The sequence below is a fragment of the Mesorhizobium sp. M0676 genome (assembly GCF_040320535.1).
Classification (GTDB): Bacteria; Pseudomonadota; Alphaproteobacteria; order Rhizobiales; family Rhizobiaceae; genus Mesorhizobium.
Window position 1 is genome coordinate 137,793 of sequence record NZ_JAMYPU010000008.1, and the last position, 26,969, is coordinate 164,761.

General features: G+C 62.2%; 34 protein-coding genes. 15 read left to right on the forward strand and 19 right to left on the reverse strand.

Going from position 1 to position 26,969, the window contains the following annotated elements:
- Window positions 1–73: 73 nt before the first annotated feature.
- On the forward strand, window positions 74–1,447 hold the full coding sequence (locus tag NKI35_RS11195) for a class II 3-deoxy-7-phosphoheptulonate synthase (RefSeq protein WP_023688326.1): 1,374 nt from the start codon (window positions 74–76) through the stop codon (window positions 1,445–1,447).
- A gap of 58 nt (window positions 1,448–1,505) precedes the next feature.
- On the opposite strand, the gene NKI35_RS11200 is transcribed toward NKI35_RS11195, so the two are convergent.
- The 3 genes from NKI35_RS11200 to NKI35_RS11210 all read right to left on the reverse strand — a co-directional run bounded on the left by NKI35_RS11200 (window position 1,506) and on the right by NKI35_RS11210 (window position 3,807).
- Window positions 1,506–2,276, reverse strand: a complete 771-nt coding sequence (locus NKI35_RS11200) for an RES family NAD+ phosphorylase (protein WP_352740001.1) — start codon at window positions 2,274–2,276, stop codon at window positions 1,506–1,508.
- The gene (locus NKI35_RS11205; protein WP_023667557.1) at window positions 2,236–2,631 is read right to left on the reverse strand and encodes an MbcA/ParS/Xre antitoxin family protein; all 396 of its coding nucleotides are present in this window, start codon (window positions 2,629–2,631) and stop codon (window positions 2,236–2,238) included. Before NKI35_RS11205 ends, NKI35_RS11200 begins: the two co-directional genes overlap by 41 nt.
- Before the next feature lie 105 nt (window positions 2,632–2,736).
- Window positions 2,737–3,807, reverse strand: a complete 1,071-nt coding sequence (locus NKI35_RS11210; protein WP_023681555.1) for a GGDEF domain-containing protein — start codon at window positions 3,805–3,807, stop codon at window positions 2,737–2,739.
- Window positions 3,808–4,145: 338 nt separating this feature from the next.
- Here NKI35_RS11210 and NKI35_RS11215 point away from each other — a divergent pair, with 338 nt between their 5' ends.
- The 3 genes from NKI35_RS11215 to NKI35_RS11225 all read left to right on the forward strand — a co-directional run bounded on the left by NKI35_RS11215 (window position 4,146) and on the right by NKI35_RS11225 (window position 5,631).
- The gene (locus NKI35_RS11215) at window positions 4,146–4,565 is read left to right on the forward strand and encodes a GFA family protein (RefSeq protein ID WP_023681554.1); all 420 of its coding nucleotides are present in this window, start codon (window positions 4,146–4,148) and stop codon (window positions 4,563–4,565) included.
- A 75-nt stretch (window positions 4,566–4,640) separates the two neighbouring features.
- A complete protein-coding gene (locus tag NKI35_RS11220) occupies window positions 4,641–5,000 on the forward strand; it encodes a diacylglycerol kinase (RefSeq protein WP_023681553.1) in 360 nt (119 codons plus the stop codon).
- A gap of 43 nt (window positions 5,001–5,043) precedes the next feature.
- Complete coding sequence (locus tag NKI35_RS11225) at window positions 5,044–5,631, forward strand: hemerythrin domain-containing protein (protein WP_023667553.1); 588 nt, start codon at window positions 5,044–5,046, stop codon at window positions 5,629–5,631.
- A gap of 3 nt (window positions 5,632–5,634) precedes the next feature.
- Here the strand turns inward: NKI35_RS11225 and NKI35_RS11230 are convergent, their stop codons facing one another.
- Both NKI35_RS11230 and NKI35_RS11235 read right to left on the reverse strand, forming a co-directional pair.
- A complete protein-coding gene (locus NKI35_RS11230; RefSeq protein ID WP_023729841.1) occupies window positions 5,635–6,243 on the reverse strand; it encodes a DedA family protein in 609 nt (202 codons plus the stop codon).
- Complete coding sequence (locus NKI35_RS11235) at window positions 6,240–6,803, reverse strand: DUF1003 domain-containing protein (RefSeq protein WP_023691179.1); 564 nt, start codon at window positions 6,801–6,803, stop codon at window positions 6,240–6,242. Before NKI35_RS11235 ends, NKI35_RS11230 begins: the two co-directional genes overlap by 4 nt.
- 91 nt (window positions 6,804–6,894) lie before the next feature.
- Between NKI35_RS11235 and NKI35_RS11240 the strand changes: the two genes are divergently transcribed.
- From NKI35_RS11240 to NKI35_RS11265, 6 genes are all read left to right on the forward strand, one after another.
- On the forward strand, window positions 6,895–7,611 hold the full coding sequence (locus tag NKI35_RS11240) for a DNA-3-methyladenine glycosylase I (RefSeq protein ID WP_352740003.1): 717 nt from the start codon (window positions 6,895–6,897) through the stop codon (window positions 7,609–7,611).
- 62 nt (window positions 7,612–7,673) lie between these two features.
- Window positions 7,674–9,389, forward strand: a complete 1,716-nt coding sequence (locus NKI35_RS11245) for an NAD+ synthase (protein ID WP_352740005.1) — start codon at window positions 7,674–7,676, stop codon at window positions 9,387–9,389.
- A 34-nt stretch (window positions 9,390–9,423) separates the two neighbouring features.
- The gene (locus NKI35_RS11250; protein ID WP_352740007.1) at window positions 9,424–10,308 is read left to right on the forward strand and encodes an SPFH domain-containing protein; all 885 of its coding nucleotides are present in this window, start codon (window positions 9,424–9,426) and stop codon (window positions 10,306–10,308) included.
- A 13-nt stretch (window positions 10,309–10,321) separates the two neighbouring features.
- Window positions 10,322–11,272, forward strand: a complete 951-nt coding sequence (locus NKI35_RS11255; protein WP_352740009.1) for a diacylglycerol kinase catalytic domain-containing protein — start codon at window positions 10,322–10,324, stop codon at window positions 11,270–11,272.
- Between the two features lie 70 nt (window positions 11,273–11,342).
- A complete protein-coding gene (locus tag NKI35_RS11260) occupies window positions 11,343–11,753 on the forward strand; it encodes a GNAT family N-acetyltransferase (RefSeq protein ID WP_352740011.1) in 411 nt (136 codons plus the stop codon).
- Window positions 11,754–12,142: 389 nt separating this feature from the next.
- The gene (locus tag NKI35_RS11265; RefSeq protein WP_352740013.1) at window positions 12,143–13,948 is read left to right on the forward strand and encodes an ABC transporter ATP-binding protein; all 1,806 of its coding nucleotides are present in this window, start codon (window positions 12,143–12,145) and stop codon (window positions 13,946–13,948) included.
- A 43-nt stretch (window positions 13,949–13,991) separates the two neighbouring features.
- Here NKI35_RS11265 and NKI35_RS11270 read toward each other — a convergent pair whose 3' ends face one another.
- From NKI35_RS11270 to NKI35_RS11300, 7 genes are all read right to left on the reverse strand, one after another.
- Window positions 13,992–14,405: a GFA family protein gene (locus NKI35_RS11270; protein WP_352740015.1), complete on the reverse strand. Its 414-nt coding sequence runs from the start codon at window positions 14,403–14,405 to the stop codon at window positions 13,992–13,994.
- A 20-nt stretch (window positions 14,406–14,425) separates the two neighbouring features.
- Entirely contained in the window at window positions 14,426–14,890 is a 465-nt protein-coding gene (locus NKI35_RS11275) for an SRPBCC family protein (RefSeq protein WP_352740017.1), read from the reverse strand.
- Entirely contained in the window at window positions 14,887–15,207 is a 321-nt protein-coding gene (locus tag NKI35_RS11280) for an ArsR/SmtB family transcription factor (RefSeq protein WP_023741436.1), read from the reverse strand. The genes NKI35_RS11275 and NKI35_RS11280 overlap by 4 nt, the downstream gene beginning before the upstream one ends.
- 182 nt (window positions 15,208–15,389) lie before the next feature.
- Window positions 15,390–15,887 carry an NUDIX hydrolase gene (locus tag NKI35_RS11285; protein WP_352740019.1) on the reverse strand — a complete coding sequence of 166 codons (498 nt, stop codon included), beginning with the start codon at window positions 15,885–15,887 and terminating at the stop codon, window positions 15,390–15,392.
- A 206-nt stretch (window positions 15,888–16,093) separates the two neighbouring features.
- A complete protein-coding gene (gene gpt / locus NKI35_RS11290) occupies window positions 16,094–16,594 on the reverse strand; it encodes a xanthine phosphoribosyltransferase (protein ID WP_023667540.1) in 501 nt (166 codons plus the stop codon).
- An 87-nt stretch (window positions 16,595–16,681) separates the two neighbouring features.
- Window positions 16,682–17,515: a universal stress protein gene (locus tag NKI35_RS11295; RefSeq protein ID WP_023741435.1), complete on the reverse strand. Its 834-nt coding sequence runs from the start codon at window positions 17,513–17,515 to the stop codon at window positions 16,682–16,684.
- A 98-nt stretch (window positions 17,516–17,613) separates the two neighbouring features.
- Complete coding sequence (locus NKI35_RS11300) at window positions 17,614–18,354, reverse strand: competence/damage-inducible protein A (protein WP_023738953.1); 741 nt, start codon at window positions 18,352–18,354, stop codon at window positions 17,614–17,616.
- 173 nt (window positions 18,355–18,527) lie between these two features.
- Between NKI35_RS11300 and NKI35_RS11305 the strand changes: the two genes are divergently transcribed.
- Both NKI35_RS11305 and NKI35_RS11310 read left to right on the forward strand, forming a co-directional pair.
- Window positions 18,528–19,529: an alpha/beta fold hydrolase gene (locus NKI35_RS11305; RefSeq protein ID WP_352740021.1), complete on the forward strand. Its 1,002-nt coding sequence runs from the start codon at window positions 18,528–18,530 to the stop codon at window positions 19,527–19,529.
- Between the two features lie 121 nt (window positions 19,530–19,650).
- The gene (locus tag NKI35_RS11310) at window positions 19,651–19,866 is read left to right on the forward strand and encodes a hypothetical protein (protein WP_352740023.1); all 216 of its coding nucleotides are present in this window, start codon (window positions 19,651–19,653) and stop codon (window positions 19,864–19,866) included.
- Between the two features lie 115 nt (window positions 19,867–19,981).
- On the opposite strand, the gene NKI35_RS11315 is transcribed toward NKI35_RS11310, so the two are convergent.
- From NKI35_RS11315 to NKI35_RS11330, 4 genes are all read right to left on the reverse strand, one after another.
- Window positions 19,982–20,221 carry a DUF2188 domain-containing protein gene (locus NKI35_RS11315; RefSeq protein WP_023667535.1) on the reverse strand — a complete coding sequence of 80 codons (240 nt, stop codon included), beginning with the start codon at window positions 20,219–20,221 and terminating at the stop codon, window positions 19,982–19,984.
- Between the two features lie 59 nt (window positions 20,222–20,280).
- Window positions 20,281–20,559, reverse strand: a complete 279-nt coding sequence (locus NKI35_RS11320) for a DUF982 domain-containing protein (RefSeq protein ID WP_032891817.1) — start codon at window positions 20,557–20,559, stop codon at window positions 20,281–20,283.
- Between the two features lie 176 nt (window positions 20,560–20,735).
- Window positions 20,736–21,050: an SH3 domain-containing protein gene (locus NKI35_RS11325; RefSeq protein ID WP_023691186.1), complete on the reverse strand. Its 315-nt coding sequence runs from the start codon at window positions 21,048–21,050 to the stop codon at window positions 20,736–20,738.
- 124 nt (window positions 21,051–21,174) lie between these two features.
- A complete protein-coding gene (locus NKI35_RS11330) occupies window positions 21,175–22,272 on the reverse strand; it encodes an NADH:flavin oxidoreductase/NADH oxidase (protein WP_352740025.1) in 1,098 nt (365 codons plus the stop codon).
- 143 nt (window positions 22,273–22,415) lie between these two features.
- Here NKI35_RS11330 and NKI35_RS11335 point away from each other — a divergent pair, with 143 nt between their 5' ends.
- Both NKI35_RS11335 and NKI35_RS11340 read left to right on the forward strand, forming a co-directional pair.
- Complete coding sequence (locus tag NKI35_RS11335) at window positions 22,416–22,994, forward strand: NUDIX domain-containing protein (protein ID WP_023688346.1); 579 nt, start codon at window positions 22,416–22,418, stop codon at window positions 22,992–22,994.
- A gap of 88 nt (window positions 22,995–23,082) precedes the next feature.
- A complete protein-coding gene (locus NKI35_RS11340) occupies window positions 23,083–24,054 on the forward strand; it encodes an ATP-grasp fold amidoligase family protein (RefSeq protein ID WP_352538224.1) in 972 nt (323 codons plus the stop codon).
- 279 nt (window positions 24,055–24,333) lie between these two features.
- Here the strand turns inward: NKI35_RS11340 and NKI35_RS11345 are convergent, their stop codons facing one another.
- Together NKI35_RS11345 and NKI35_RS11350 are read right to left on the reverse strand one after the other, a co-directional pair.
- Entirely contained in the window at window positions 24,334–24,522 is a 189-nt protein-coding gene (locus NKI35_RS11345; protein ID WP_023688348.1) for a hypothetical protein, read from the reverse strand.
- 723 nt (window positions 24,523–25,245) lie between these two features.
- Window positions 25,246–25,467, reverse strand: coding sequence for a hypothetical protein (locus NKI35_RS11350; RefSeq protein ID WP_352538223.1), 222 nt, complete (start codon window positions 25,465–25,467; stop codon window positions 25,246–25,248).
- A gap of 86 nt (window positions 25,468–25,553) precedes the next feature.
- On the opposite strand from NKI35_RS11350, the gene NKI35_RS11355 reads away from it, so the two are divergent.
- Entirely contained in the window at window positions 25,554–26,417 is an 864-nt protein-coding gene (locus NKI35_RS11355; RefSeq protein ID WP_352538222.1) for an ATP-dependent DNA ligase, read from the forward strand.
- On the opposite strand, the gene NKI35_RS11360 is transcribed toward NKI35_RS11355, so the two are convergent.
- Complete coding sequence (locus NKI35_RS11360) at window positions 26,414–26,662, reverse strand: hypothetical protein (RefSeq protein ID WP_352520436.1); 249 nt, start codon at window positions 26,660–26,662, stop codon at window positions 26,414–26,416. The genes NKI35_RS11355 and NKI35_RS11360 overlap by 4 nt on opposite strands.
- Window positions 26,663–26,969: the final 307 nt, after the last annotated feature.

Sequence of the window (26,969 nt, forward strand, 5' to 3'; positions counted from 1 at the left end):
ATGGAGCCGCCATCCCCATATGGGGCGGGAATGGCGGGCAAAAGCCTGCTGGAAAGAGCGTTTGGGTGCAGCGATGACGAAATGGTCGCCGAATTCTTGGAGAGCAAAGCCGATCAAGCAGGTTCCTGCCTATCCGGACCTCGCCGCGCTGAAGAACACGGAAGCCCAGCTCGCCACCTTTCCGCCGCTGGTTTTTGCCGGTGAGGCGCGCAAGCTGAAGAAGCAGCTTGCGGCTGTCGCTGCCGGCGACGCATTCCTTCTGCAGGGCGGCGATTGCGCCGAGAGTTTCGCCGAACATGGCGCCGACAACATCCGCGACTTCTTCCGCGTCTTCCTGCAGATGTCGGTGGTGCTGACCTTTGCCGGCGCGCAGCCGGTGGTGAAGGTCGGCCGTGTCGCCGGCCAGTTCGCCAAGCCGCGCTCGTCCGACAATGAGACCAAGGGCGAGGTGACGCTGCCAAGCTACCGTGGCGACATCATCAACGGCATCGAGTTCGACCCCAAGTCGCGTATTCCCGACCCGGCCCGCCAGGAAATGGCCTACCGCCAGTCGGCGGCGACGCTTAACCTGCTGCGTGCCTTCGCCCAAGGCGGCTACGCCAGCCTGGAGAATGTGCATCGCTGGATGCTGGGCTTCGTCTCCGACAGCCCGCAAGGCGAGAAGTATGGCATGCTCGCCAACCGCATCACCGAGACGATGGACTTCATGAAGGCCGTCGGCATCACCTCGGAGACCAACTACGCGCTGCGCGAGACCGACTTTTACACCAGTCACGAGGCGCTGCTGCTCGGCTATGAAGAGGCGCTGACCCGCGTCGATTCGACCTCCGGCGACTGGTACGCAACGTCGGGCCACATGATCTGGATCGGCGACCGCACCCGACAGCCCGACCATGCGCATGTCGAATATTGCCGCGGCATCAAGAACCCGCTCGGCCTCAAATGCGGCCCGTCGCTGACGACTGACGGCCTGCTGGAGCTCATCGACCTGCTCAATCCGGAGAACGAGCCGGGCCGGCTGACGCTGATCGCCCGCTTCGGCTCCGACAAGGTCGCCGACCATCTGCCGAAGCTGGTGCGCGCGGTGCAGAAGGAAGGTCGCAGCGTCGTGTGGTCGTCCGACCCGATGCACGGCAATACGATCGAGGCTGCCGGCTACAAGACGCGGCCGTTCGACCGCATCCTCAAGGAAGTGCAGACCTTCTTCGAGGTGCATCGCGCCGAAGGCACGCACCCCGGCGGCATCCATGTCGAGATGACCGGCAAGAACGTCACCGAATGCACCGGCGGCGCCCGCGCCATCACCGCCGAGGAGCTGCAGGACCGCTATCACACCCATTGCGACCCGCGCCTCAACGCCGACCAGGCGATCGAGCTGGCGTTCCTGGTGTCGGATCTCTTGAAGAAGAGCCATCCGGTGCAGCACAAGCAGGTGGCTAACGGCTGAACCCGTTTTCAGAATTGAAATGATAAGCGCCAGAGAAATCCGGCGCTTTTTCGTTTGATCAACGCCCGCGTTCCCAGCACAATCCGTTGAGCCGGGGATCATTGGCGAAGGCGGTTCTGGAAAACTCGATGCGCCTTTCCGGAAATTCGCAGATCCCCTGGACGCCGAGGGAGCCTAGCCGGATGCGCCATGTGTGCGGCTCCAGCGGCTTGGCCTTGGTAAAGCCGCGGCATGTCAGCAGCGCCACATTGACGCCCTTCGGGTCGCGCGCCGAACGGTAACGGATCGCCTCCAGCCCAGCCTCACGCGCGACATCGGCAATCGCCTGGCTGGCGGCATAGTCGGTCGGATGCGTCCAATGGGCCCGATCGCGGTCGAGCGGCGGCCGCGTCAGGTCGATGGCATTGTCGGTATGGATCGCGGCGGCGAAGGCGGTGTATTCGGCGGCGTCGCGCGGCCATGGCGTGTCGGGCGAATCGGCGAAGAACAGCAGGCGGTAGAAGGCCATTTCGGCGACCGCCGTCATGATCGTCTCCGCCGCATAGTAGACGCCCAGGGTGCGGCCGGCGCGGCGGAAGCGCGAGCCGTAGGGATAGATCGAGCCGTAGCGGAAGGGCGTCGCCAAGAGATAGTGGAGATGCCGGCATTCCATGGGGATCTGCGGCTTGGTCTCCTCGATCAGATCCTCGAGCAGCGCCTGTTCGTCCAGCGTGTCGACGATCTTCAGCGTCGAGACGCGGTGCTGCGCCTCGACCATGCGCCAGTATTTGCCGTCGAGCCGGACGGCTTCAGACGAGAGCGCGTCGGGAGTCCAGATAGGCAATGACATCGACAAGCCCGGTAATGGTGAGGATCTTTTCAAGCGGGCTGCCATCGAAAGCCGTGTTGGCGTTCTTCAGCCATGCCCGGGCTATCGTCTCGTCACCGCCGACAATGGCATCGAGCGAACGGAACAGCCGCACGAACAGCACCGCGAGTTCGAACGGCTTGGTGCCGCGCTCCAGCAGGAATTCCTGCCTGCGCATGCGTGAAACCGTGGCTTCCGAGACGCCGATGATCGACGCAAGCACCCTGGCGGTTATATCCAGGAGTTCGGCGGCACGCAGCGTGGCCTTGGTCAGAACCGCGTTTTCGGCCGCCGTCGCGGTGAGATCAGGGGCGGCATTGGGTTGTGTAACAGACATGGCCTCTCTCTTTCCATGGAAAATATAGTCCACTGAAATTCATATGGAAAGAGGCGGGATCCGATAAATTTGCCTGTGCCCGGGAATTGGCTGCACGCCGAAGCGTCAGTCTTTCTTGTATAGCAGCCAGTTCTTGCCGGTGCGGCCGGCCATTGTCGAGTGCCGGGTGACGCGGTTGCGCCCGCCAACCTTGGAGCGGTAGAGCGCCCGGTCCGCCTTGGTGTAAAGATCCTCCGGGCTTTCCGCTTCGGAAGCCATGCAGATGCCCATGGAAACGGTCACCGTGCCGTAATTGGCGCCGGTCTGGCTGCTGGTGAACGGCGTCTGTTCGATCAGCACGCGGATGCGTTCGGCGATCTCGTAAGTGGTATCCTCGCTGGCGCCCTCGACGATCAGCGCGAATTCCTCCCCGCCGGTGCGGGCAACGAACATGTCTTCACGGATGCTGGTCTGGAAGATTTCAGCGACGATCTGGATGATCTTGTCGCCGACCGGGTGGCCGTAGCGATCGTTGACACCCTTGAAATGGTCGATGTCGGCAAGGATCAGGGCGTTGAACAGGATCCCCTTGTTGGAGGTGTAAATCGCCGTGATTTGCTTGTCGAAGGCGCGGCGGTTCCAGATATGGGTCAAGGGGTCGGTGTCGGCGAGCCGCTTGTACTCCTCAAGCTTCGACTTGACGCTCTCCAGTTCCGCCGTCTTGTCGCTCAGCGTGGTTGCAACCTGCTTGCCGTGGTCGAGGGTCGAGTTGGTGGCTGCCGCCATGGCGCTGGCGACCTTCTGCAGCAGATCCTGCGAAAGCAGGCTGCGGTTGGCGAGGCCACTCGACGTCTCATCGAGGATCTTGCCGTATTTCTCGATATGGCTACGTTCGCTGCGCAGCAGCAAGGCGATGTCCTCGAGTTCCCTGGCCAGCACGTCGCGCGCCTGCTCGACAATGCCGGGACCGTGATGCTGGGCAAAGAAAGCGCGGCCGATGCGGTCGAGATCGTCCTGCGTCGGCTGGTTGCCCAGCGCGACGACGGCCAGGCCGAGTTCGCGATTGGTGCCTTTCAGTGCTTCGTAGAAGATTTCGTAATTGCGCGGCAGGCCAAGCACGCCGAGCTGACGCATGGTCGCCACAACGGCTGTTGCAATGTCGCTGTTTCGGTCGGTCTGGACGGCTGCCGGCTGCATGTTCTGTTCACTCTGCCTCTGGGAACCATCGCAGACCGTGCGAGATGCCGCCGACCGGAGAGTGCCAGCCGTATTTCGGATCATCCTGCGAAAGACACGTCCCCAATCGCGACATTCGCTTGGCAACGACCATAGATGCGCCGGCGCTAAAGTTTCCTTAATGTGCCGCCAGGTAACGCGTCCGTTCTACCGCAGGCTGCAGAAATGGTTTGCAAAGATCCTGAGGTCAGGTCCGAACACGCCCACCCCATGTCGCATTTGCCGGTGCCCGGCTGCGGCAAAACTGAAATCCTCTCGGCCAGCGGCGAAGCCGTGAACGATGGCTGGTGGAGGCAGGGATGAGCAACAACCACAGCGGATCTTGCCTGTGTGGAGCCGTGCGTTTCCAGACGCGAGGGCCGTTGCGCGGAGTCATTTATTGCCACTGTTCGCAGTGCCGCAAGCAGAGCGGGCATTTTTACGCCGCGACCAACGTCGCCGACGGCGACATCACGATAACCGGCGCCGACAACATCAGCTGGTACGAATCGTCTTCCTTTGCCAAGCGCGGCTTTTGCAAGATCTGCGGCTCGGTGCTGTTCTGGAAGCCGGGTCAGGATGCCTATGTCTCGGTTCTGGCCGGATCGTTCGACAACCCGACCGGGCTCGAAGGCCAATGCCACATCTTTGTCGGCGACAAGGGCGATTACTATACGATCGACGATGGACTGCCGCAGTTCGAGAAGTCGACGCCGCCGATCAAGGTTGCGGAGGAGTGATTTTGCGGCGGCTGCCTTATTCCCTTGATCCAGCCATTGCGATATCCCCTGCCGGTGATTCGAAGGGGATGCGGCATGCAGCGGCTGATCGGTGCTTACTTCAATTCTGTGCGAGCCTTTCGCAAGCTCGCCGCCAGCGAAAGGGCATTTCAGCAGGAACTGATGCTGCTGGTGCTGGCGCTGCCGCTCGGCTGGTTCGTCTCGGTCTCGTGGCGCGGCTACGCGCTGTTGATCGGCGCGGTGCTGCTGCTCATCATGGTCGAAGTGCTGAACACCGGCATCGAGGCAGCCTGCGATGCCTTCAGTCGCGAGTTCAACGTCGACATCCAGCTCGCCAAGGACTGCGGCTCGCTGGCGGTGCTGATTTCGGTTATTATCGTCGCCGGCGTCTGGGGAATCGCCCTCATCGAGCGCATCACGGGACTACCGATCTGATCTGAACGCTCCCATATGTTAGTCACCAAAGGAGACTGACGTCGTGGAAGCCAATTTTCTGCTGCTTGAAAGAGCCGGCCTGCCGGAAGACCTGCGCTGGCTGGCGGAAAAATATCCGCGCGAGACATGGCAGGGCCACGCCAACATCCACGGCATGGCAAACATGTGGCTGCAGCGGCACGACATGTTCCGAGAGCTGGGCGGCATGCTCACCAACGGCATTGGCGACTATCGCGAAGGCAGGCTGACGGCGCCGGATTTCGCGCGCTGGTTCGCGCCGCGGCTGAACCACTTTCTCGGCAATCTCGACGGCCACCACAATGTCGAGGACTACCAATATTTCCCGGCTTTCGCCAAGGCGGAGCCGCGCCTGAAGCGCGGCTTCGAAATCCTCGATGCCGACCATCACACCATTCATGAGGGGCTGGAGCGCAACGCCGAGACGGCGAACGCCTTCATCCGCACGCTCGAGGAGAGCGAGGACAGGCAGCGCTTCGCCGCCGACGCCTATGCGGACGAGAACAGCCGGCTGATTGCCATGCTGAAGCGGCATCTGGCCGACGAGGAAGATCTCATCATCCCGCTGATCCTCGATCGCGGCGACCGGGCTCTGGTCGAGGACGACGACTGAACCTTACGATGTGGTTTCGCTGTCGCGGGCGTCCTTGGCGCGCTCCTTACCGGCGACGGTGCGGGCGATGAGCCAGGCAAGGATGGCGACACCCAGGCCTATGGCAAGCGCGATCAGCAGCCGTTCGTGATGGAGCAGTGCCTTGCCTATCATCTGCTCGGCGCCGAGGCCGAAGACGTAGCCGATGCCGCAGAACAAAGCCGCCCAGACCAGCGACGACACCGCGTTGAGGATAACGAAGCGCGCTACCGAAATGCTGGCGAAACCGGCCGCGATGCCGCCGACCAGGCGCAGGCCATAGATGTAGCGGTTGGACAGGACGAATATGTTGGGATGGGACGAGACGAGACGGTAGGCGTGGTTGAAGCCGGGCCTCGCCTTCAGTTTCAGCACCCTGGGATGGTCGGCAAAGCTGCGGCCGAGAATGAAGAAAAACGTGTCGCCGACGAAGGCGCCAATGGCGGCCGTGAGGAAAGCCTTCCAGAGGATGAAGACATGCTGATGGGCGAAGAAGCCGCCGAGGATGGCCGCACTTTCGCCTTCGGCGACACAGCCCATGAAAACCGCGATCAACCCATATTGCTCGATGAGGTGATGGACGATCCCGGTCATTGAGAGGTTTGCCGGCCCGACAGTTTTTCGTCTATGCGGTTCACCTGTTCGGCCAGGCGCGCGATGTCCTCGCGCACGCCGATGATCTGGCTGTGGCGCAGTTCGTCCAGCTTTTCATGCAGAGCCATGATCTCGATCTCGGCCTTGAGGTTGACCTCATAGTCATGCGCGGCGTCGATGCGGTCGCGCGCGGCCTGTCGGTTCTGCGACATCATGATCACCGGCGCCTGCAAGGCGGCGATCATCGACAGCACCAGGTTGAGGAAGATGAAGGGGTAGGGGTCGAACGAGTCTCGCCCGAGCAGCCACCAATTGGCGCCGATCCACAGCACTAGGAAAGCAATGAAGGACAGGATGAACGTCCACGAGCCGCCGATGCGGGCAATGGCATCGGCGATCCGGTCGCCGGCGCCCTGAAGGCCGGTGAGGCTGTCGTTGATATCCTGCGAGATGGGCTTGCGGTCGACAGTGCTCTGCAACACCCGCCGCTCGAGCTCGCTGAGGCCCTCCGGCGTTCGCTTCAGCCAGCGGTTGGCCAGTTCTGGCACGGTCTTGTGCATGGATGTCTCCATAGGAAAAGCGTCGGCTTGGCAGCCTCGTTTGCATATAGGAAGATGGCGTTTCGTCAAAAGCGCGGCGCGAGGATGCAGGATGCCCGATTTCGCGAAGATTCGCGCCCGTGCAGCAAAACGCAAAGGCGGCGACGCGGTGCTGACCTCGCTGCTCGGGCCGGCGCCTGACAATGCTGCGATTGCCGACATTACGGACGATCGCATCCTGTCGACGATGGCCGAGCGGGTATTTGCCGCCGGCTTCGTCTGGCGCGTTATCGAACAGAAATGGCCTGGGTTCGAGGGCGCGTTTCTCCATTTCGAGCCGAAACGGCTGTTGTTTCAGCCTGATGACTTCTGGCACGACCTGACGGCTGATCAACGGATTGTGCGCAACCCGCAGAAGATCAAATCCGTCCGCGACAACGCCGCCTTCGTTGAGCGTGTGTCGAAGGAACATGGCGGTTTCGGCAAATTCCTCGCGGAGTGGCCTGACGACGACCAGGTCGGGCTGATGGCGTATCTCGGCAAGCATGGCAGCCGGCTTGGCGGCAACACCGGCCAGTATTTCCTGCGCTGGCTGCAATGGGACGCCTTCGTCATCTCGGCCGATATGGTCGCGGCTTTGCGTGACGCCGGCCTCGACATCGCCGAAAGTCCGACGTCGAAGAGGGATCTCGACAGGATTCAGGCGCAGATCAACAAATGGGCGCAGGAAACCGGCCTGCCGCGCCGGCACATTTCGCGCATTCTGGCGATGTCGATCGGAGAGAACCATTCGCCGCAATCGCTGCGCGAATATATGGGCGACGACTGATCACCGAATTGGTCCAAACGAACGCCATTGCCCGGGCAAATTTGCCGCGCTAAACCGCACAGATGACCCAGAAGACCGCACCCGATATTCTGCGCATCGCCGTTGCCCAGCTCAACCCGACGGTCGGCGATGTCGCCGGCAATCTTGCCAAGGCGCGCGAGGCGAGGGCGGATGCCGCCCGCCAGGGCGCCGACATCGTGCTCTACACCGAGCTTTTCCTTGCCGGTTATCCGCCGGAGGACCTGGTGCTGAAGCCGGCCTTCCTCAAGGTTTGCGAGAAGGCCGCTCAGGATTTCGCCGCGGATACCTCCGATGGCGGGCCGGGCGTCATCATCGGCACGCCGCTGAAGCGCAAGAGCGGCACCCACAATTCGATCATCGTCGCCGATGGCGGCAAGATCCTCGCCGAGCGCTACAAGCTCGATTTGCCAAACTATGGCGAGTTCGACGAGAAGCGCGTCTTCCAGGCCGGGCCCGAGGCTCAGGGACCCGTCAACTTCCGTGGTGTGCGCATCGGAATTCCGATCTGCGAGGACATCTGGGGCGACGTCGGCATCTGTGAAACCCTGGCCGAGAGCGGCGCGGAAATCCTGCTGGTGCCGAACGGCTCGCCCTACTACCGCGCCAAGATGGACGTGCGCCATCAGGTCGTTATGCGCCAGGTCATCGAGACCGGTTTGCCGATGATCTATGCCAATCAGATCGGCGGCCAGGATGAGCTGATCTTCGACGGCGCCTCTTTTGCCATCGGCGCCGACAAGACGCTCGCCTTCCAGATGAGCCAGTTCGAGGAAACTGTCGATGTCACCACCTGGAAGCGCAGCCGTGTCGCCGCAGGCGCGCAAAATGCAGATAACTCTGACGGCTGGGTCTGCTCGGAAGGGCCGATGTCGAAAATCCCCGAGCGCGAAGAGGCGGACTACCGTGCCTGCATGCTGGGCCTGCGCGACTACGTCAACAAGAACGGCTTCAAGAACGTCGTGCTGGGTCTCTCCGGCGGCATCGATTCGGCGATCTGCGCGGCATTGGCCGTCGATGCGCTCGGCGAGGAGCGGCTGCGGGCGGTGATGATGCCCTACCGCTATACCTCGGAGGATTCGCTGAAGGATGCCGAGGATTGCGCCCGTGCGCTTGGCTGCCGCTATGACATCGTGCCGATCTTCGAACCGGTCGAGGGTTTCCTACACACGCTGGCGCAGCTTTTTGAAGGCACCAAGGAAGGCATCACCGAAGAGAATCTACAGAGCCGCGCGCGCGGCTCGATCCTGATGGCGATTTCCAACAAGTTCGGCTCGATGGTCGTCACCACGGGCAACAAGAGCGAGATGTCGGTGGGCTACGCCACGCTTTATGGCGACATGAATGGCGGCTTCAACCCGATAAAAGACCTCTACAAGATGCAGGTCTATGCGCTGTCGCGCTGGCGCAACAGCCATGTGCCGCCGGGCGCGCTCGGTCCCTCAGGCGAGGTGATCCCCAGGAATATCATCGACAAGGCGCCGTCGGCGGAATTGCGCGAGAACCAGACCGACCAGGATTCGCTGCCGCCCTATCCGGTGCTGGACGACATTCTGGAATGCCTGGTCGAGAACGAAATGGGCGTCGACGACATCGTCGCGCGCGGCCACGACCGGGCGACGGTGACGCGCGTCGAACATTTGCTCTACATTGCCGAGTACAAACGCCGACAAGCGGCGCCGGGTGTGAAGATCACCCGGAAGAATTTTGGCCGCGACCGCCGCTATCCCATCACCAACCGTTTCAGGGATCGCGGCTAAACATCTGATTGAATTGATGAACCTTGGGGGGCGCATGTTTATCAGCTATTTCAAGGGAACGCCTGAGTATCACATCCTGCGCTTCAAGAACGGCAAGATCAGGGAGCAGGGGCGCGGCATCTCCTTCTGGCACGGCACGTTCGGCACCACGATAGCGATGGTGCCGGTGACGTCGCTCGATAACCCCTTCATCTTCACCGAGACGACGGCGAATTTTCAGGATCTGGCAATCCAGGGGTCGGTCAGCTACCGCATCATCGATCCGCTCAAGGCAGCCGAAGGTTTTGATTTCAGCGCCAAGCTCAGCCGTGCCGACGTCGTCGGCGACGGCCGTGAGAAGATCGCCGAACGCCTGGTGCTGGCGATACAGAGCCGCGCCCGCGCGGTGGTTTCGAGCATGACGCTGGAACAGGCGCTGGCCGAGGTGACCAAGCTCGGTGGCAATCTGGCCGAACTGCTGCGCAACGATCCGATTGCCGCGACCGCCGGCCTGTCGATCGAGGAGGTTCACATCACCTCGGTCCAGCCGACGCCGGAGATCCGCAAGGCGCTCCAGACCGAATATCGCGAGGCGCTGCAGCGCCAGGCCGATGCCGCGATCTATGGGCGCCGTGCCTGGGGCGTGGAGAAGGAGCGCGAGATCAAGCAGAGCGAGCTGGCGACCGAAATCGAGCTTGCCGAACGCAACAAGCTGCTGGTCGATACCGAGGCGCGCAACAAGCTGACGCTTGCCGAGGCGCAAGCCAAGGCCCAACAGCTCGAACTCACCGTCTATTCGTCGGCGCCGGCGCACGTGCTGACGGCGATGGCTTTCAAGGCCTGGGCGGAAAAGGGCGGTTCGGTCGGCAATCTGTCGATCACGCCTGATATGCTCACCAGCGCGCTCAGCCAGCTTTCCACTCCGAAAGCCGGGTCCTGAAAGGCAAGCTCGGGTGGCAAGCGACCAGAGCGGCAGGCCGATCGACCGGGTGATCGTCGTCACCCGCAAGACCGAGCTGGAGGAGCTGACGACGCGCTTTAACACGCAGGGACAGGCGCGCTTTTATCTCCGGCAGGCCGGCATGAATTTCGACCTGGTCAAGGCGGCGCATGACGTCTATCACCAGGCGCTCGACCGGGTGATGGGTTCGCTTCCCCAAGGCCTCAAACAGTTGCGGCTCGACCGCGAACTGGTCCCGCAGTTCGAATTCGGCTCCGACGCGGTGATCGCGCTCGGTCAGGACGGGCTGGTGTCCAACACCGCGAAGTACCTCCCGTACCAGCCGCTGATCGGCATCAACCCGAACCCGGCGCTTTTCGACGGCGTGCTGCTGCCGTGGAATGCCGACGATACCGAAAAGGTCCTCGGCCTTACGATCGCCGGCAAGGCGAAGCGCCAGGCGGTGGTGATGGCCGAAGCGCGCTCCAATGACGGACGCCGGCTGATCGCCTTCAACGATCTGTTCGTTGGCGCCTCGACGCATGTCTCGGCGCGCTACGAATTGACCTATGGCGGCAGGACCGAGCGCCAGTCGTCGAGCGGCATTATCATCTCCACGGGCGCCGGCTCTACCGGCTGGCTACGCTCGGTGATGGCGGGCGCCGCGGGACTGGCTGCGGCCTATGGTGACAACTCCGTGCCGACCGTGCCGCCGCAAGGCTATGACCGCGAAGGCGAACAGCTGTTCTTTTCGGTGCGCGAACCGTTTCCGAGCAACACGACCGGCGTGTCGCTTGTGCATGGGGTCATCACCCGCGACCGGCCGCTGGTGGTTTCTTCGCGGCAGAGCAGGGGCGGCGTCATCTTCAGCGACGGCATGGAGCTCGATTTCGTCGAGTTCAATTCCGGCACCCACGTGGCCATCGCGATCGCCGACCAGAAGGCCTATCTCGTGGTGCCATAAGCGCGCCACGTGGGCAGCCAAATCACCGGCCGGACTGAATTCGGCCGCCCTCCATTCTTTGCGAGGCACCATGCCCGACTGTGAAATCAGCTTCGACATGTCACGGATCGATTTCCGGGCGACCTCCGATCTGTTGATGGCGAGTTATTGGGGCGCCGGCCGCAGCGATGACTTTCATCGCCGCGCCTTTGCCAACTCGTTCTGCACCGCGGCCTATATCGATGGGAACCAAGTCGGTTTTGGCCGGGCCATCACCGACCGTACGGTGTTTGCCTATCTCGCCGACATCATCATCTGGCCGCAGCATCGCGGCCAAGGCATTGGCACGCAACTGGTGCGGGCGCTCATCGACCACCCTGAACTCAGCACGGTCTCGCACTGGAGCCTGTCGACCGGTGACGCGCATGGCCTTTATGAGAAGCTGGGCTTCAAGGCATCGACCGACGGCCGCTACATGCGCCTCGATCGCAACCCGGAATGAGGCATAGCGAGGGGGTTGACCGGCTGTTGTTGCAAAATCACCTCACTGGTTGGACCAGTTACGCTTTGCCACGTGCCCGGCCTTGGCGATCCTTCATGGCGTCTCTATAAGGACCGCTCCGCAAGTGTCTTGCGGGAGGTCCGAATGGCAGTATTTCACATGGTAATGCGAGGCCGCGAAGCCTAGGTCTCACCTGGCGTCCGGCGAAGGTTTGTCCTTCGCGCCGATGCCGGGTCGAGTACAGGCTTCTGCCGATGCCGGTCGCCACCCGACGAATCGGGCGCGCCGCCACCTATGCCGAACCTCCGCAGCCCCGGGCGAATTGCCCAGCGCGGTTTTCAATTTTCAGACCTTACCGGGACCGGGCAGATTTGCGCCCGGATGACATCATGACTCGTTTTCGAATCGATCTGCGTGCAAGCGCCTTTCGCAGCGTTCTTGGCTTCACGCTCAGCCACTGGCGGCGCCAGCCGTGGCGGCTTTCGCTGATCATGGGCAGCTTCCTGCTGTCGACCCTGGCCGACGTCTTGACGCCGCTCTATTCCGGCCGGCTGGTCGACGCCGTCGCCAGCAGTGCGTTGGCTGACGATGTCGCGTGGAACGCGGCAATGGCGGCGTTCTTCGCGCTCATCGCTTTGGCGCTGACCGGCGTGGTGCTGCGCAACCTCGCCTTCATGGGCATTGTCGAACTGACGCTGAAGATGATGGCCGACATCGCCGCCGACGCGTTCTATCGCGTGCAGCGCTTCTCAACCGACTGGCACGCCAATAGCTTTGCCGGATCGACGGTGCGCAAGGTTACGCGCGGCATGTGGGCTCTCGACCTGCTCAACGACACCATCCTGATTGCGTTGCTGCCGTCGGTCGCCATGCTGGTCGGCTCGACGTTGCTGCTCGGCTGGTTCTGGCCGCTGATGGGGCTGGTCGTGGCAGTCGGCTCGCTGCTGTTCATCACCGTGACGGCGCTGCTGTCGCTCGGCTATGTCGCGCCCGCGGCACGGCTCGCCAACAGCTGGGATACGCGGCTTGGCGGCTCGCTTGCCGATGCCGTGAGCTGCAATGCCGTGGTCAAGGGTTTCGGCGCCGAGACGCGCGAGGAAGCGCGGCTTGCCAAGGTCGTCGCCAAATGGCGCGCGCGGACCAGCCGCACCTGGGTGCGCGGCACCATCAACGGCACGACGCAAGGCGCCATGCTGCTGGTGCTGCGGACGGCAGTAATCGGCCTGTCGCTGATGCTGTGGGCCTGGGGCCAGGCAAGTGCGGGCGATGTCGCCTTCGTGCTGACCTCGTTCTTCGTGCTGCAGGGCTACCTCAGGGACATCGGCACGCATATCCGCAATTTGCAGCGTTCGGTCAACGACATGGAGGAACTGGTCGATTTCCAGTCGCAACCGCTCGGCGTCGAGGACCGGCCCGGCGCCAAGCCGATCCGGATCACGCATGGCCACATCGCCTTCGATAACGTCACCTTCCACTATGGTAGCCATCGCTTGCCGCTCTACCGCGACTTTTCGGTGGAGATAGCGGCGGGCGAGCGGGTCGGACTGGTCGGCCATTCCGGCTCGGGCAAGACGACCTTCGTGAAGCTGATCCAGCGTCTCTATGATGTCAGCGGCGGCAGGATCCTGATAGATGGCCAAGACATCTCGCAGGTTGCACAGGCGTCGCTGCGCGCACAGATTGCCATCGTCCAGCAGGAGCCCATCCTGTTCCACCGCTCGCTGGCGGAAAACATCGCCTACGCCCGACCGGACGCCACGCAGGCCGAGATCGAGCATGCCGCGAAGCTCGCCAGCGCGCATGATTTCATCACCAACCTGCCGAAGGGCTACGGCACGCTGGTCGGTGAACGCGGCGTGAAACTGTCGGGCGGCGAGCGCCAGCGGGTGGCGATCGCACGTGCCTTCCTGGCGGATGCGCGCATCCTGATCCTGGACGAGGCGACATCGAGCCTCGATTCGGAATCGGAAGTGCTGATCCAGCAGGCGATGGAGCGGCTGATGGTCGGCCGCACGACGCTGGTCGTCGCGCACCGTCTGTCGACGGTGCGGGCGCTGGACAGGCTGCTCGTGTTCGACAGTGGCAAGATCGTCGAGGAAGGCTCGCATGACGAGCTGATCCGGCTGAAGGGCGGCATCTACCGCCGCCTGTTCGAGCGGCAGGCGCTGGAACTGACCAAGGGCCTGGTGATCTGAGCTGAACGCAGAGCCCTATCCGAGGGATAGGGCTCTGCTTGGTTCATCCAGGCATTCGCTCGAATGGCTGAAGCGCTGGGTCGATCGTGTCCCAGGCGTGGCCGCGCACGGTGTAGGTGACCGCCTGCGGGTCGAACTGGCCGGGATCGTCGAGGCTCGTGGCCTGGATCGCCGTCACCTCCGGCATGGCGACGAACGTTACGTAGACCGGCGTGCCGCAGGTCGGGCAAAAGGCCTGGGCTTTTTCATTGCCGCTGTCGGCGATCATCCGCCATGTGCTCGGCTCGCCGGTGATCTTTACGTCAGTGCGCCGGCCGAAGGTCACATAGGAACAATGGCCAGTACCGCTGCGCTTCTGGCAATCGAGGCATTGGCAGTGGTTCTGAAAGATCGGCTCGCCGCTGGCCTCATAGCGGATCGCGCCGCAGGCGCAGCCGCCGGTAAAGTGCTTGGTCATCGTCGTTCTCCGCGGTTGCTTCAGGCCGATTTCGGCTTGGCGAAAAGGTCAATGCCCGTGCCGGTTTCGAGGAAGGATTTCATACTGGACAGCACGGCCGGCCAGCCTTGGCTGATGCCTTTGGCCATGCCGCTGCCGGCTTCGAGCTCGTCATGGCTGACGGTCAGCTTGACCATGGTGTCGTATTCCTCGATGGCGAACGTCACCCGGCTATGCTTGGTGGGATCGTCGGCCTGCGAGGCGTTGGCCCAGCTCATGACCAGGCGTGTCGGCGGCGAGATTTCGACGACCTCGCCGACGAGTTCGACGGTCCGTTCCTCATTGGCGCGGATGTGTTCCCATTTCGAGCCGGGCTTCCAGTCGGAGACGTTTTCGTGGCCCCAGTAGCGCTTGGCGATATCGGGCCTGGTGATGGCTTCGAACACCTTTTGTGGCGTCGATCTGATGTAGGTCACGTAGACAAAACTGGTGGTTTCCCGGGTCATTGGTCGTCTCCTTCGAGTTCTTGTTTCAGGTCGTGCAGCAGGCTCAGCCGCTGCCGTTCGAATTTTCGCACCCACCGCTCGTAGACTTCGTGCAGCGGCACGGGGTTGATGAAATGCAGCTTCTCGCGGCCACGCTTGACCGTGCTGATCAGATTGGCCGCCTCCAGAAGATCGATGTGCTGGGTCGCGGATTGCCTTGCCATGTCGAGGTTTTGGCAAAGCTCGCCCAGCGTCTGGCCGTTCTTCTCACACAGAAGATCGAGCAGCATTCTGCGGGTCGGGTCGCCCAGCGCTTTGAAAACCTTGTCGGCGTCCATTGGTCTCACTCATCTTGAAGACACAATATGCAGGTAAATGCCTGCATGTCAAGCTGTGGCTAAGCTTGGCCTGAAGGGGAGGGAATAGTGTCGGATTGCTGGCGCGCGGAGCGAAGCACCGAGCCCGGAATCGGGGCAAGAACCGGTGCGGGCGCGCAGGACTATGCAGCGGTGGCTGTGAGCTACGCTCTAACTACGAACTTGTCGGGATCGCCGCAGAAATGGGCGATGGTCTGGCAGAGGTCCGGCTCGTTGACCATGCGTACGGCCTCGGCCCCATTGACCCATTTGCGGGTGCGCGCGCGCTTTTCCTTCCAGCGGTCGGCAACGTGCTCGACCTGCAGCGGAAACACCAGCACTTCGCAAGGGACTTCCTCGCCGGACGCGAGGGCCTTGGCGTAGAAGTAACGACCGGCCTCGAAAAGCGAAATCTTGCCACGCAATCCGGCTTCCTCGCCCGCCTCGCGCGCCGCTGCCTCGCAGAGCGGCTCCCTGGCCTCGGGCCAGCCCTTCGGCAGCACCCAACGCCCGGTGTCTCGGCTGGTGATCAGCATGATCTCGACGCCGTCGTCGTTATTGCGCCATGGCAAAGCGGCAACCTGCAGGCGACAAGGCGAAGTGCCGAAGAGCTTGCGGACCCTTTCAGCCAGATGGTCGTGTGTCGCCGGTGTCGTCAGCATCAGTGAAAGCTACCCCAGCCCTCAGAATCGTTAGCCGCCGTATGAATCTTACCGACAAGTGTAAGTCTTAAAAGTAAAAAACATCACACCAACCGTCCAATGCGCCAACAGGCGTCGATTCGACAGAATAATGTGCCTTCCAGTGCGTGTTTTCATAGCAAACGGGGCGGGTTTGGCCGTCTGGGCAGAAATGGGGCTGGCGCGAATCAGCCGGCGTGATCGTCGGCGATCGGCTTCTGGTAGGTGAAACCCATGTCCCAGGGAAAGTAGATCCAGGTGTCCTGGCTGACTTCGGTGATGAAGGTGTCGACCAGCGGCCTGCCTTTCGGCTTGGCGTAGACGGTGGCGAAATGCGCCTTGGGCATCATGGCGCGCACGATGCCTGCCGTCTTGCCGGTGTCGGTGAGGTCGTCGATGATCAGCACGCCCGCGCCATCATCGGCGAGCAGCGCCGGGGTGATCTCCTTCAGCACCTGCAACTGCCCCTGGCTGGTGTAGTCGTGATAAGAGGCGACGCAGACCGTCTCGATCACGCGTATTCCGAGTTCGCGCGAGATGATGGCGGCGGGAACCAGGCCGCCACGGGTGATGCAGACGATGGCCTTCCACTGTCCCTTGTTGGCGCCGGCAAGCCGCCAGGCGAGCGCCCGGGCATCGCGGTGGAACTGGTCCCAGGAGACCGGAAAGGCTTTTTCGGGAAGGGACATTCTGCACTCCGCGCGCACCATTGTGGAATGCGCGCGGAATTAACTGGAAAGTCAGGGCATTGGCAAGGGCGGGGCCAGTCTGTGGAGTTACCGCGACAAAAAGGCCGCAACCGGCACGCTGCGCAACACGGTGCGCGTGACGCCGCCGAACAAAAGCTGACGCAGCCAGGAATGGCTGTAGGCGCCGAGCACCAGAAGGTCGGCTCCGGTCTCGGCGATCCGGGTCTGGATGACGTCATCGACCGAAGCATTACCCGATTTCTGCACCGACACGCTGACCGTTGCGCCATGCCTGGAGAGTGCCGCGGCGATCTCGGCGCCAGCGGCTTCCGGGTTGTCATCCAGCGTATCCGGCGGATCGATGACCAGAATGTCGGTCTTTTCGGCCTCGATGATGAAGGGCAGCGCGTCGAAGGCGGCACGCGCCGCCTCCTTGCTGCCGTTCCAGGCCAGCAGCACATGTTTGAATGTGGTGACCAACGGCCCCTCATGCGGCACCACCAGCACTGGCCGGCCGGCATCGTAAACCAGCGTGTCGACATCGGCGCTCGTGTCGCCCCCGGTCTCGCGCTGCGCGGCAATAATCAGATCGGCGGCGCGCACGCTGGAAATACCCGTCAGCGCGCTGTCGCCGGAAAAGCTCTCGAGGCTGCGCCATTCGAAGGAAAGGCCGGAATTCTCGATCCGCCGAACGAAAAGCGCCTGCAATTTCTCGGCGCGCTCGCGGTTCATGTCGGCGGAGACCTGCAGGAACTCGGTGTCGGGGAAGCCGGTTGCCGAGGTGTAGGGAACGGGCAGCGCTTCGGCATGGATGCCGATGAGATGGCTCTCGAACCGGTCGGCAAGCGGGATGGCGCAGTCGAGCACGCGTTCGGCGTCCTGTTCGTTCTGCAATATGGCGACGATGGTCTTGAAGCGCATGCGAAATCCCTCAAATCTGCCAGCGCGTGCTGCGCCCGAGGGAAAACGTGGGAGTGCGGTGCTTGGTTCCGGCCCGGCGATGGTCCGCGAACCCAGGGTCACTTGGCGGCGGTGAAGCCGGCCACCATCGCCTCGACGTCCTTGCGTGCCGAATCCAGCGCCTCCTGGCTGCGGGCGCGGACCACCAGCTCCGTCCAGAACTTGCCGTCGCCATATTTCGGATAGGAGCCGATGACGGTGTCGGGATGCGCCTTCTGGATGTCGCCCAGGGGACCGCCGATCAGGCCTTCGCCGAACGGGCAATGGACGGTGGCCGACAGCATTTTTGTGCCGGCCTTCAGCGTCGGCACGACATTGTCGAGCATGGCCTGGAAAATCGCCGGCACGCCGGCCATGACATGGACGTTGCCGATGCGAAAGCCGGGCGCGACGGAGACCGGATTGTCGATATGGTCGGCGCCGCGCGGCATGCGTGACATGCGCTTGCGCGCCTCGGTGTATTCGATGCCGCGCGCGGCATAGCTCTCGCCCAGCATGGCATAGGCCTTGGCGTCGTATTCGCACGGCACCCCAAAAGCCTTGGAAATCGAATCGGCGGTGATGTCGTCATGCGTTGGGCCGATGCCGCCGGTGGTGAAGACATAGGTGTAGCGGGCGCGTACGGCATTCACCGCAGCGACAATCTCGTCCTCCTCGTCGGGAACGATCCGCACTTCCTTCAGGTCGATGCCGATAGCCGTCATGATATCGGCGAGGTGGCCGATATTTTTATCCTTGGTGCGGCCGGACAGAATCTCGTCGCCGATGACAAGCATGGCGGCAGTGACGATTTCAGGCATGGAAGGCTCCGGCAAACAGGCCCGTTGGCAGACAAGGTCGCCTGAGGCAGAAAGAAGGTCGCCTGAGATAGCGCGACATCGAACTGGCGGCAATGCCGACACAAGCCGTCATCTGCCTTGCCGAGCGTTCGTCAGTGGGTGATGGTGCGCGCCGGTCCGCTCCCGGGTGAAACATGCTGGTATCGATTCTGCTGTGGCTTGTTGCCGGCCTGTCCGTGCTGGCTCTCGTCATCGTGGCCTGTCTGGTGGCCGCTACGCTCTGGATTGCCGCCAAGGCCGAAAGGCTGGTGCCGGCCAGCGGAAACTTCGTCGAGATCGACGGCAGCCGCATCCATTATGTCGAAACGGGCGAGGGACGGCCGATCCTGTTCGTGCACGGACTTGGCGCCCAGCTTCATCAGTTCCAGCACACGCTGTTCAACCGCTTCGGCCCCGGTTGCCGGCTGATCGCGCTCGACCGGCCGGGATCGGGCTATTCGGTGCGGGCCAAAGGAGCCACCGGCCGCTTGCCTGAGCAGGCCGAGATCATAGGGCGCTTCATCGAAACGCTCGCGCTGGAAAGGCCGCTTGTGGTCGGGCATTCCCTGGGCGGCGCCGTCGCGCTGACCCTGGCCGTGGAACATCCCGGCGCGATTTCCGGCATCGCTTTGCTGGCGCCGCTGACGCATCTGGAAGCCGGCGTCCGCGAGAAAGCGGGCCTGCTCTATATCCGTTCGCGGCTTTGGCGCTGGATCATGGCCTACACCGTCGCGATACCGACAAGCCTCAGATATGCGCGGCAGACACTGGAGTTCATCTTCTCGCCGCAGGCCGTTCCCGCCGACTACATGATCGATGGCGGCGGATGGCTCGGGCTAAGGCCAAGCCATTTCCATGCGACCTCCACCGATTTCGTAGCGGTCGAACAGGATCTTGGCCGCATCGAAGAGCGCTATGGAGAGATCGCCATGCCGGCCGGCATTTTCTTCGGGACAGCCGATCGCGTCATCGCCATGCGCATACATGGGGAGCCGATGAAGGACAGGATCGAAGGGCTGGATTTCGAGACGGTCGAAGGCCTCGGCCACATGCCGCAATTCGTCGAGCCGGACCGCGTCATCGCCTTCATCAAGCGCATTGCCGAGCGGGCATTCGCCGGCCAAGACCTCACCACAGCCTCACAACAATTTCACTGAACCATTCGGCTGATATCCGGTTTTACCCCGTGTCGCACCCAAGGCGGCAGATACGGAGTAATTCAATGTACAGGAAAGTTTTTGCAGAAGCGTCCTGACGAACGGTCTTGCCACATCGGCGATGGCGCAGTCATCGGACGGCACGTATTCCAACCATCACAGCTGGTGGCCGTTCGGGAACGAGCAGTCATCGACCGTCGACCAGAGCACCACCGGCAGCATCAATGCCGACGGCAGCCAAGGCTATGGCGGCGCTACGGGGCCGTGCGCCTCCGACCCGTCAGGACCCTATGGAAATGTGAGGCCCAACGTGAACGATCAATATTGCGGCAAGTGATCAAGCCGCGGCTTCGACTAACCGGCAGGATGTACCGCCTGTTTGTTTTGACGCAATTCCCGACGGATTGCTTAGGCGAGCATCCAGGCCGGCAGCGAAAGCTGAGGGGCAAAGATCAGTCGGAAACTTCGGTCTGCGGCCGGTCGCGGCCGTCGGCCAGTTCGTCGTGCCACTTGCCTTCGGCATCCTCATACTGGATACCGTCCGTGGCGCCGGCGATCTGCTGTTCGGCCGAGGCGATCTCGGCGGCGCGTAGCGCATCCTGGTGGGTCGGGAATGTCTCCGAGAATGTCGAACCGACCTTGTAGGCCCAGCCCCCGTCATGCTCGACGATCTTGTAAGTCAGCTTCGCCATGAAATCCTCCGGTTCGTCCGTCCGCTCAATGCGGCCCGCTTTTCATTGCAATTTGGGCTTCAATGCAACTTGGCGTCTGGCAGCCGGTCTTCGGGAACCAGCACTTCCGATTCCTTGGCCGCTTCGATCAAGGCCCTGCGTGCATCGGCCGTCGAACGATAACCTTCCAGCACTTTGAGGCAAGTGTCGAGAGCATCACGATGGCGCGGGCCGCGATTGAGCGGCCACACCGTCATCAGACACTCCGCCGCTTCCTGGGTGCTGCGGATCTGGCGATATTTGCCGACATGGCCGAGTTCGACCACGACCGGGGTTTCAAAAGGTTTGTTATCCATGATGGCCGCAACGCAAAGCAGCCAATATGGTTGCAAAAGTGGCCGTCAGCCTGCGCCCAAAAGTCGCGTCGCGTTTGCGACGCGCTTTTGATTTCTGTTTAATGCATGTCGTTGTCCCAAAACCGGGTCCCACTTTTGGGCGACATGCATTGGCGTCTCAGCAACCGCAATCGTTGGTCTCAGTAACCGCAGTCGTTGCGCAGCCAGTGGGCGTTGGCCCAGCCGGTCCGTCCGCCGATTTCGACCTGGTACCAGTTGCCCCGGCGGTCGAAAATCTCGGTGTGGTCGCCGTTGAACAATTGCCCGATCATGCGCGACGACGAGTTCGGCCGTGCGCGCACGGCGAGAAACCCGCTGCCGGTATCGAGATCGTAGTGCCTGGACAGGCCGTGCACCGTGCCTTCGCAATATTGCGCGCCGACCGGAGACGACGCGGCGAACGACAGTGCGACCACCAGAGCGGCTGCCGCCGGATAGATTGCCCTTGATGCCATGGACTTTGCTCCCAATCCGGCCGCCAAGGCGGCCTGCCCCCAGGGACTATAGCGGGCGGATTAAAGCGAAGCTGCGGCAATCTGTCCAGCAGATGCGTTTGGCGCATCCGTCGGCGCTGCCTGTTCAGCCCTTCGTCCAATGCTGCATCGTCGTCACCGAGCGGGCGAGCTGTGGCGCGGGATGGATTTTCTCGCTGAAGGTGGCGGCGGCGCGCCAGCCCCAGCGCGGATCGGCGAGGAAGGCGCGGGCCAGCGCGACCATGTCGGCGCGGCCGTCGGCGACGATCGCTTCTGCCTGCGCGGGATCGTCGATCAGGCCGACAGCCCGTGTCGGGATGCCGGCGCCCTTGCGCACCGCTTCGGCCAGATGCACCTGATAGCCGGCGCCGGTCGGCAGCTTCTGCAACGGCGAATTGCCGCCGCTCGAACAGCAGATATAGGCAACATCAAGCGCCTTCAAGGCTTTGGCCACCTCGATCGCCTCGTCGACCTCGAAGCCGCCATCGACCCAGTCCTTTACCGACAGGCGGGCGCCAAGCATCAGGTTTGGAACTGCCTTCCTCACCGATTTGGCGATCTCGATGAGGAAACGCATGCGGTTTTCCAGCGAGCCGCCCCAGCGGTCGGTGCGCTGGTTGGAGAGCGGCGACAGGAACTGGAAGATCAGATAGCCGTGCGCGGCGTGCAACTCAAGGAAGTCGAAGCCGGCGCGCTCGGCCCGCCTCGCGGCTTGAGTGAAGCGCTCGATGAGCTGCAGGATTTCATCCTCCTCCAGCGCATGCGGCACATTCCAGCCGGTGTCATAGGCGACGGCCGAGGCTGAGACGGTCTGCCAGGGATCCTCGCCCGGCTGCAATGGGCCGCCGCCTTCCCAGGGCTTTCGGTTGGAGGCCTTGCGGCCGGCATGGGCAAGCTGAATGCCGAATTTCGTTTCCGGCGCGGCGACGCGCCTTGCTGCATCCAGCGTGCGCCGGGCGGCCGCCTCGTTGTCGTCGGAATAGAGGCCGAGGCAGCCATGAGTGATGCGGCCGCGCCGTTCGACGTCGGTCATCTCGACGGTGACCATGCCGGCGCCCGACATCGCCAGGTTCATCCAGTGATAGAGATGCCAGTCGCTGGCCGAGCCGTCTTCGGCGGAATACTGGCACATCGGCGCCACCGCGATACGATTCGGAAAGGTCAGGCCATCGAGGACGATCGGCTGGAAAAGCGCTGCGGTCATCAAAAAACTCCGGAGAGGGACTGCAGCTATTTAGGCGATGGCAGTTGCCGGCACCAGACACGAGGCGGTGAAAGCTTCGCCGTTCCGGTTGCGCGCAAAACCGTTCGCGGTTACGCCATGGCGCCGACAGCTTGGAGCTCATCATGGAAGATCGTATCCGCATCCGCTCGGAGGAAGTCCTGTCCGACGACTGGGCGGTCCTGAAGAAGACCGTTCTCGATTACCGTCGGCGAGACGGGCAGTGGGAGACGCAGATTCGCCAGACCTACGATCGTGGCGACGGCGCGGTGATCCTGCCTTTCGATCCCGAGCGTCAGACGGTGCTTCTGGTGCGGCAGTTCCGCTACCCCGCCTACGTCACCGGCCACCGCGAACCGCTGATCGAGGCCTGCGCCGGCCTGCTCGACAAAAACGATCCCGAAACCGCCATCCTCAAGGAGGCCGAGGAAGAGCTCGGCTATCGCCTACAGAACATCGAGCGGCTGTTTTCCCCCTATATGAGCCCGGGCAGCGTCACCGAACGGCTATGGTTCTTCGTGGCGCGCTATTCACCCGCCGACCGCATCTCGGCCGGCGGCGGCGCGGCCGACGAGGGCGAGGACATCGAGGTTCTGGAAATGCGGCTTGATGAAGCGCTGGCCGGCATTTCAGACGGCCGCATCATCGATGCCAAGACGATCATCCTGATCCAGCATTTGAAACTGTACCCGATGAAGGGCTAGCTCGGCGAAGCTCGACGTGCCTCACTGCTGCGGGCAGGGTGGCCGTCCACTTCGCGGATGAAGTTGCGCAAGTTGCAAGGACACCTGAATGGCGCGTGGCGCAAAGGCATGGCTGAAGCGAAACAGCGCGCGGGCATCTCTCCTGTTGCTGAACGCCGCGCTGCTTGTCCGCTATCGCCGGTTGACCCAGCGTTTCCTTGAGCGAATGCGGCATCTGCCGAATTTTGCAGCCCCGGTGACGTTCACGGAAAAGGTCCACTGGCGCAAGATTTTCGATGACGATCCTCGCTTTATCGGCCTTCTCGACAAGCTCAAGTCCAAGGAAATCGTCAGGGAGCGGCTTCCCGGGCTCGCCATCCCGGAGGTGCTGTGGCAGGGCGACGATCCGCGCCAGATCCCCTTCGATGACCTGAAAATCCCCTACGCCGTCAAATGCAACCACGGTTGCGCCATGAATGTCATCGTTCGCGATCCGGCCAACGCCGACCGGGAGGCGATCATTGCCGAGATGACGGAATACCTTGGCCAAACCTATGGCGCCCGCAAGCTGGAGCGCAGCTATGCGCACATAGAGCGGCGGGTTTTCGTCGAAGCGCTTGTCGGCAAGGACCAGGATTATGACCCGGTCGACTACAAATTCTGTGTGCTGGCTGGCCGCGTCGCCTACATCGTCGTCGTCGCCTTCCGTTCCACGGTCAAGAATACCGCCCACCTGGATCGCGATTGGCGCCCGCTGAACATCGTCCAGGGCGCGATCGACTCGAGCCTGGAAATTCCCCCTCCCAAGAGCCTGGCGCGGATGATCGAGGCAGCCGAGGCGCTCGGCAGCGAGTTCGACATGGTGCGTGTCGATTTCTACGAGGAGGAGGGGGAGCCGATCTTCGGAGAATTCACGGTCTACCCACGCAGCGGCTTGCTGCAATTCGACCCGGCTGCCTTCGACCGCGAACTGGGCGCGCATTGGGATATTGGCGCGTCAAGTTACCTCAGCCGTTTGCCCAGCCGATTTGCCCAACGGTACAAGGCAATGCTCGTCGCCGCCGGCTATCTCGACGTTTGAGATGGCTGCCTTGGTGGCGTGCTACCCGAAGCTCGAAGAGCGAAGGGTGGTGCGGAGAACCCATACCATTAGAGATCGAGGGAAACTGATAGCTCAGCAGGTCAATAGCCGTGATTTCGAAGTGCTGCCTCAACTGAGCCGTAGCGTTCATAGCGACGCCGCAGTCTTCGTCGAGCAAGTTTTCGGCGCGCTTCCTGCTGCGACTCGGCCGATTACCGCTAAGGTTACCGGCAAGCTCTCCCACGTCCCGACTGGGTCGAGATCATTTGAAGAACTCTTTCAGCTTGTTGAGTCGACTGTCGCCAGAGGCCTTCCGGCCTTCAGGACACGCCGCCTCGCCGATCGTATCCTGCTGGATAAAGCGAGGTTCTCAGCCACCATTTTCTCGCTGAGTACCAGCGCGAACTCGGTCTGTTTGATGCGCTGCTGAGCATCAGCGAGTTGCATCGTGAAAAGATCGGTTGCCATTGTTGATCCGGGATCCGCGAGATTCATGATTGCGTAACACATGGCGGCCGAAATCGTTCCTAGTTGTCGGGCGAAGCCGGTGCCGCAAAGGGCGGCTGAGTTTGAACTTCCCACCCGACCAGACGTCCGCGAGCGCCAAGGCATCGAGAGCCCAGTGATCGGAGGGCCACTACGAGCGGGCGCAACCCGATCACTTAAGTGATCAGCCTCGCTACAGCCTTGACAGGTACAGTCGCGGCCTCATCAAGGGGAGGTATCAATGGTCTCGGCGATTGGAAACCAACATCGGCAGGCAGCTGAAACTCGACCGAAACCCGCAAAGACAGAACCGGGCGAAGGATTTGCGCCAGGCAAAAGCGCAGACAGCGTAGGACATCGCGCCAAGGCAATGGCGGCAGAAAGTGGCGACACGGATTCTGGCGCCCAGGGGCGCGCCGCATCGACAATCGCCAGGATGGATATCACCGTTTTGGCTCCACAGAGCGAAGAGCCGCCTTTGGAGTAACCCGGGCGGCCGTGCCGCTGCCTCGGTCCTTGTGCAGCACGACGCGCGCTGGCTACGCTCGGTGGACATCGTCGTCTCGAAACACTTCGGGCGTTGCACTGCCGCGAGCCGCCTTCGCTGCTGGTCGAGGGCTGTAACCCTTGGTGAGGCCGGCATCGCCTCGCCGGTCGTTGCGAGCCCACGATCGCGCGGCCAAGCGACCTTCCCTGTGTCGGTCTCTATTTGATACTAGGGGGCGGCGGTTTCATCACGTGCAATTGCAGCTGGTCAATGGTTGCGACGATGCCGGCGGCAATGGCTTCCGCCTCATGCATCAGTTCCGGACCATAGAGCCCATTGACCATCTCTTCGCTCGGCAGCACGCCAGGAGGACAGTGCTCTTCCATTGTGCGCCGGATGAGCGTCAGCGCTGCCCGGCATTGGTCGGCTTCGATCTTCATAGCCCTTCAAACATCCAATTCGTCTAAAATGTTCCGGAACTAATTTAGCGCTAGCTAATTGAAGTCGCAGTTCTGCGAGTCAGTGCATGCGTCTGAAATTCATTAAGCCCATGGAACCCGAACTGGTCGACACGCCGCCGATGGGCGATGAATGGATTCATGAGATCAAATTCGATGGCTACCGCACCCAGGTCATCAAGGATGATGACGGGATTCGGCTGATCACTAAGAACGGTTATGATTGGACGGGCCGCTACATCCAACTTGCCGGTGAGGCGGAAGCGATCGAGGCGAAAGACTTCATCATCGACGGCGAGACCATTACGATCAATGAGGCTGGCCTATCCGACTTCCATGCGCATCAATCAGCCGCGACCAGCCGCAAGCCGTCGCGCGATCTGTATCTGCTAGCATTCGACCTCTTGCACCTGAACGGGCATGACTTGCGGAACACGCCGGTGGAAGACCGTCGCGAGATACTCCGGGCGTTGATCCCGGACGGCGGCCGAATTCAGTTCAGCGAAGCGATGCCGGGCACTGGCGACGCCGTCTTTCATCTGGTCGACCAGGCTGGGCTTGAAGGTATCGTTTCAAAGCGGAAGGGCAGCAAGTATCGGTCGGGTACGACGACGAACTGGCGCAAGATCAAGTGCTATGCCGAAAAGGAGATGGACATCATCGGCGTGCAGCGCGAGCCCGGCAAGCCTGCCATGGTGCTGATGGCCGACAAAGGCCACTATGCCGGCGGCGCCTTCGTCACCTTCAAGGCGGACAAGCGCCAGCGCCTATGGGACCGCGTGCAAGGCAAGATTGGCGGGCCGGCGCCGAAAGGGCTCAAAAGTGACAAAGCCGAATGGCTAAAGCCGGGCCTGGTCGGCCGCGTGCGGTTCCTGAAGGGCGAGGAGAAGCTTCGCCATGCCAAGCTGCTGGATTTCCGGGAGGAGACTTAGCCCGGAGGCTTGTCCCGGGGCTGTGCCGGTCCTGTCCCGTTCCACTGGATGAACTTCGACTTCTGGCCGGTGATGGTCTCGATCGACTTCAACAGGGGTCCATGGACCTTACGTAGAGCTTGGTAGTGCTCGCCGTGGTACGCCAGGAGCGGCCCGACGATGCTCTTGTGCAGCGCTTCGGCTGCCGCCAGGAAGCGCTCGATTTCAGCCCGGGAAAGTTGTTCCGAAGGTTTGGTTCTGGCCATTGGCGCTCTCCATTGAGGGGTCGCCGCAACGAGGACTATAATCCTACATGCCGGACTGCCTGACAAGAGGGCTCGCCGGCCTTATCCCGCAGGTAGCAGTAGGGCGACGGCGCCAAGCGCAGCCATCAGGAGCAACCACCAGCAAAGATGAGCAACGGCAGGCCCGGCGACCTCCTTTGGCACACGGGACAAACAAGAAGGTCGCCGAGCCTTACCGGCGCTGCTTTGTGAGGGAGACGACGCCGGATGAGATGAGAGTATGCGATCGTGCTAATCTCTGCGAACCATGCGAACGAAGGAAAGCCTT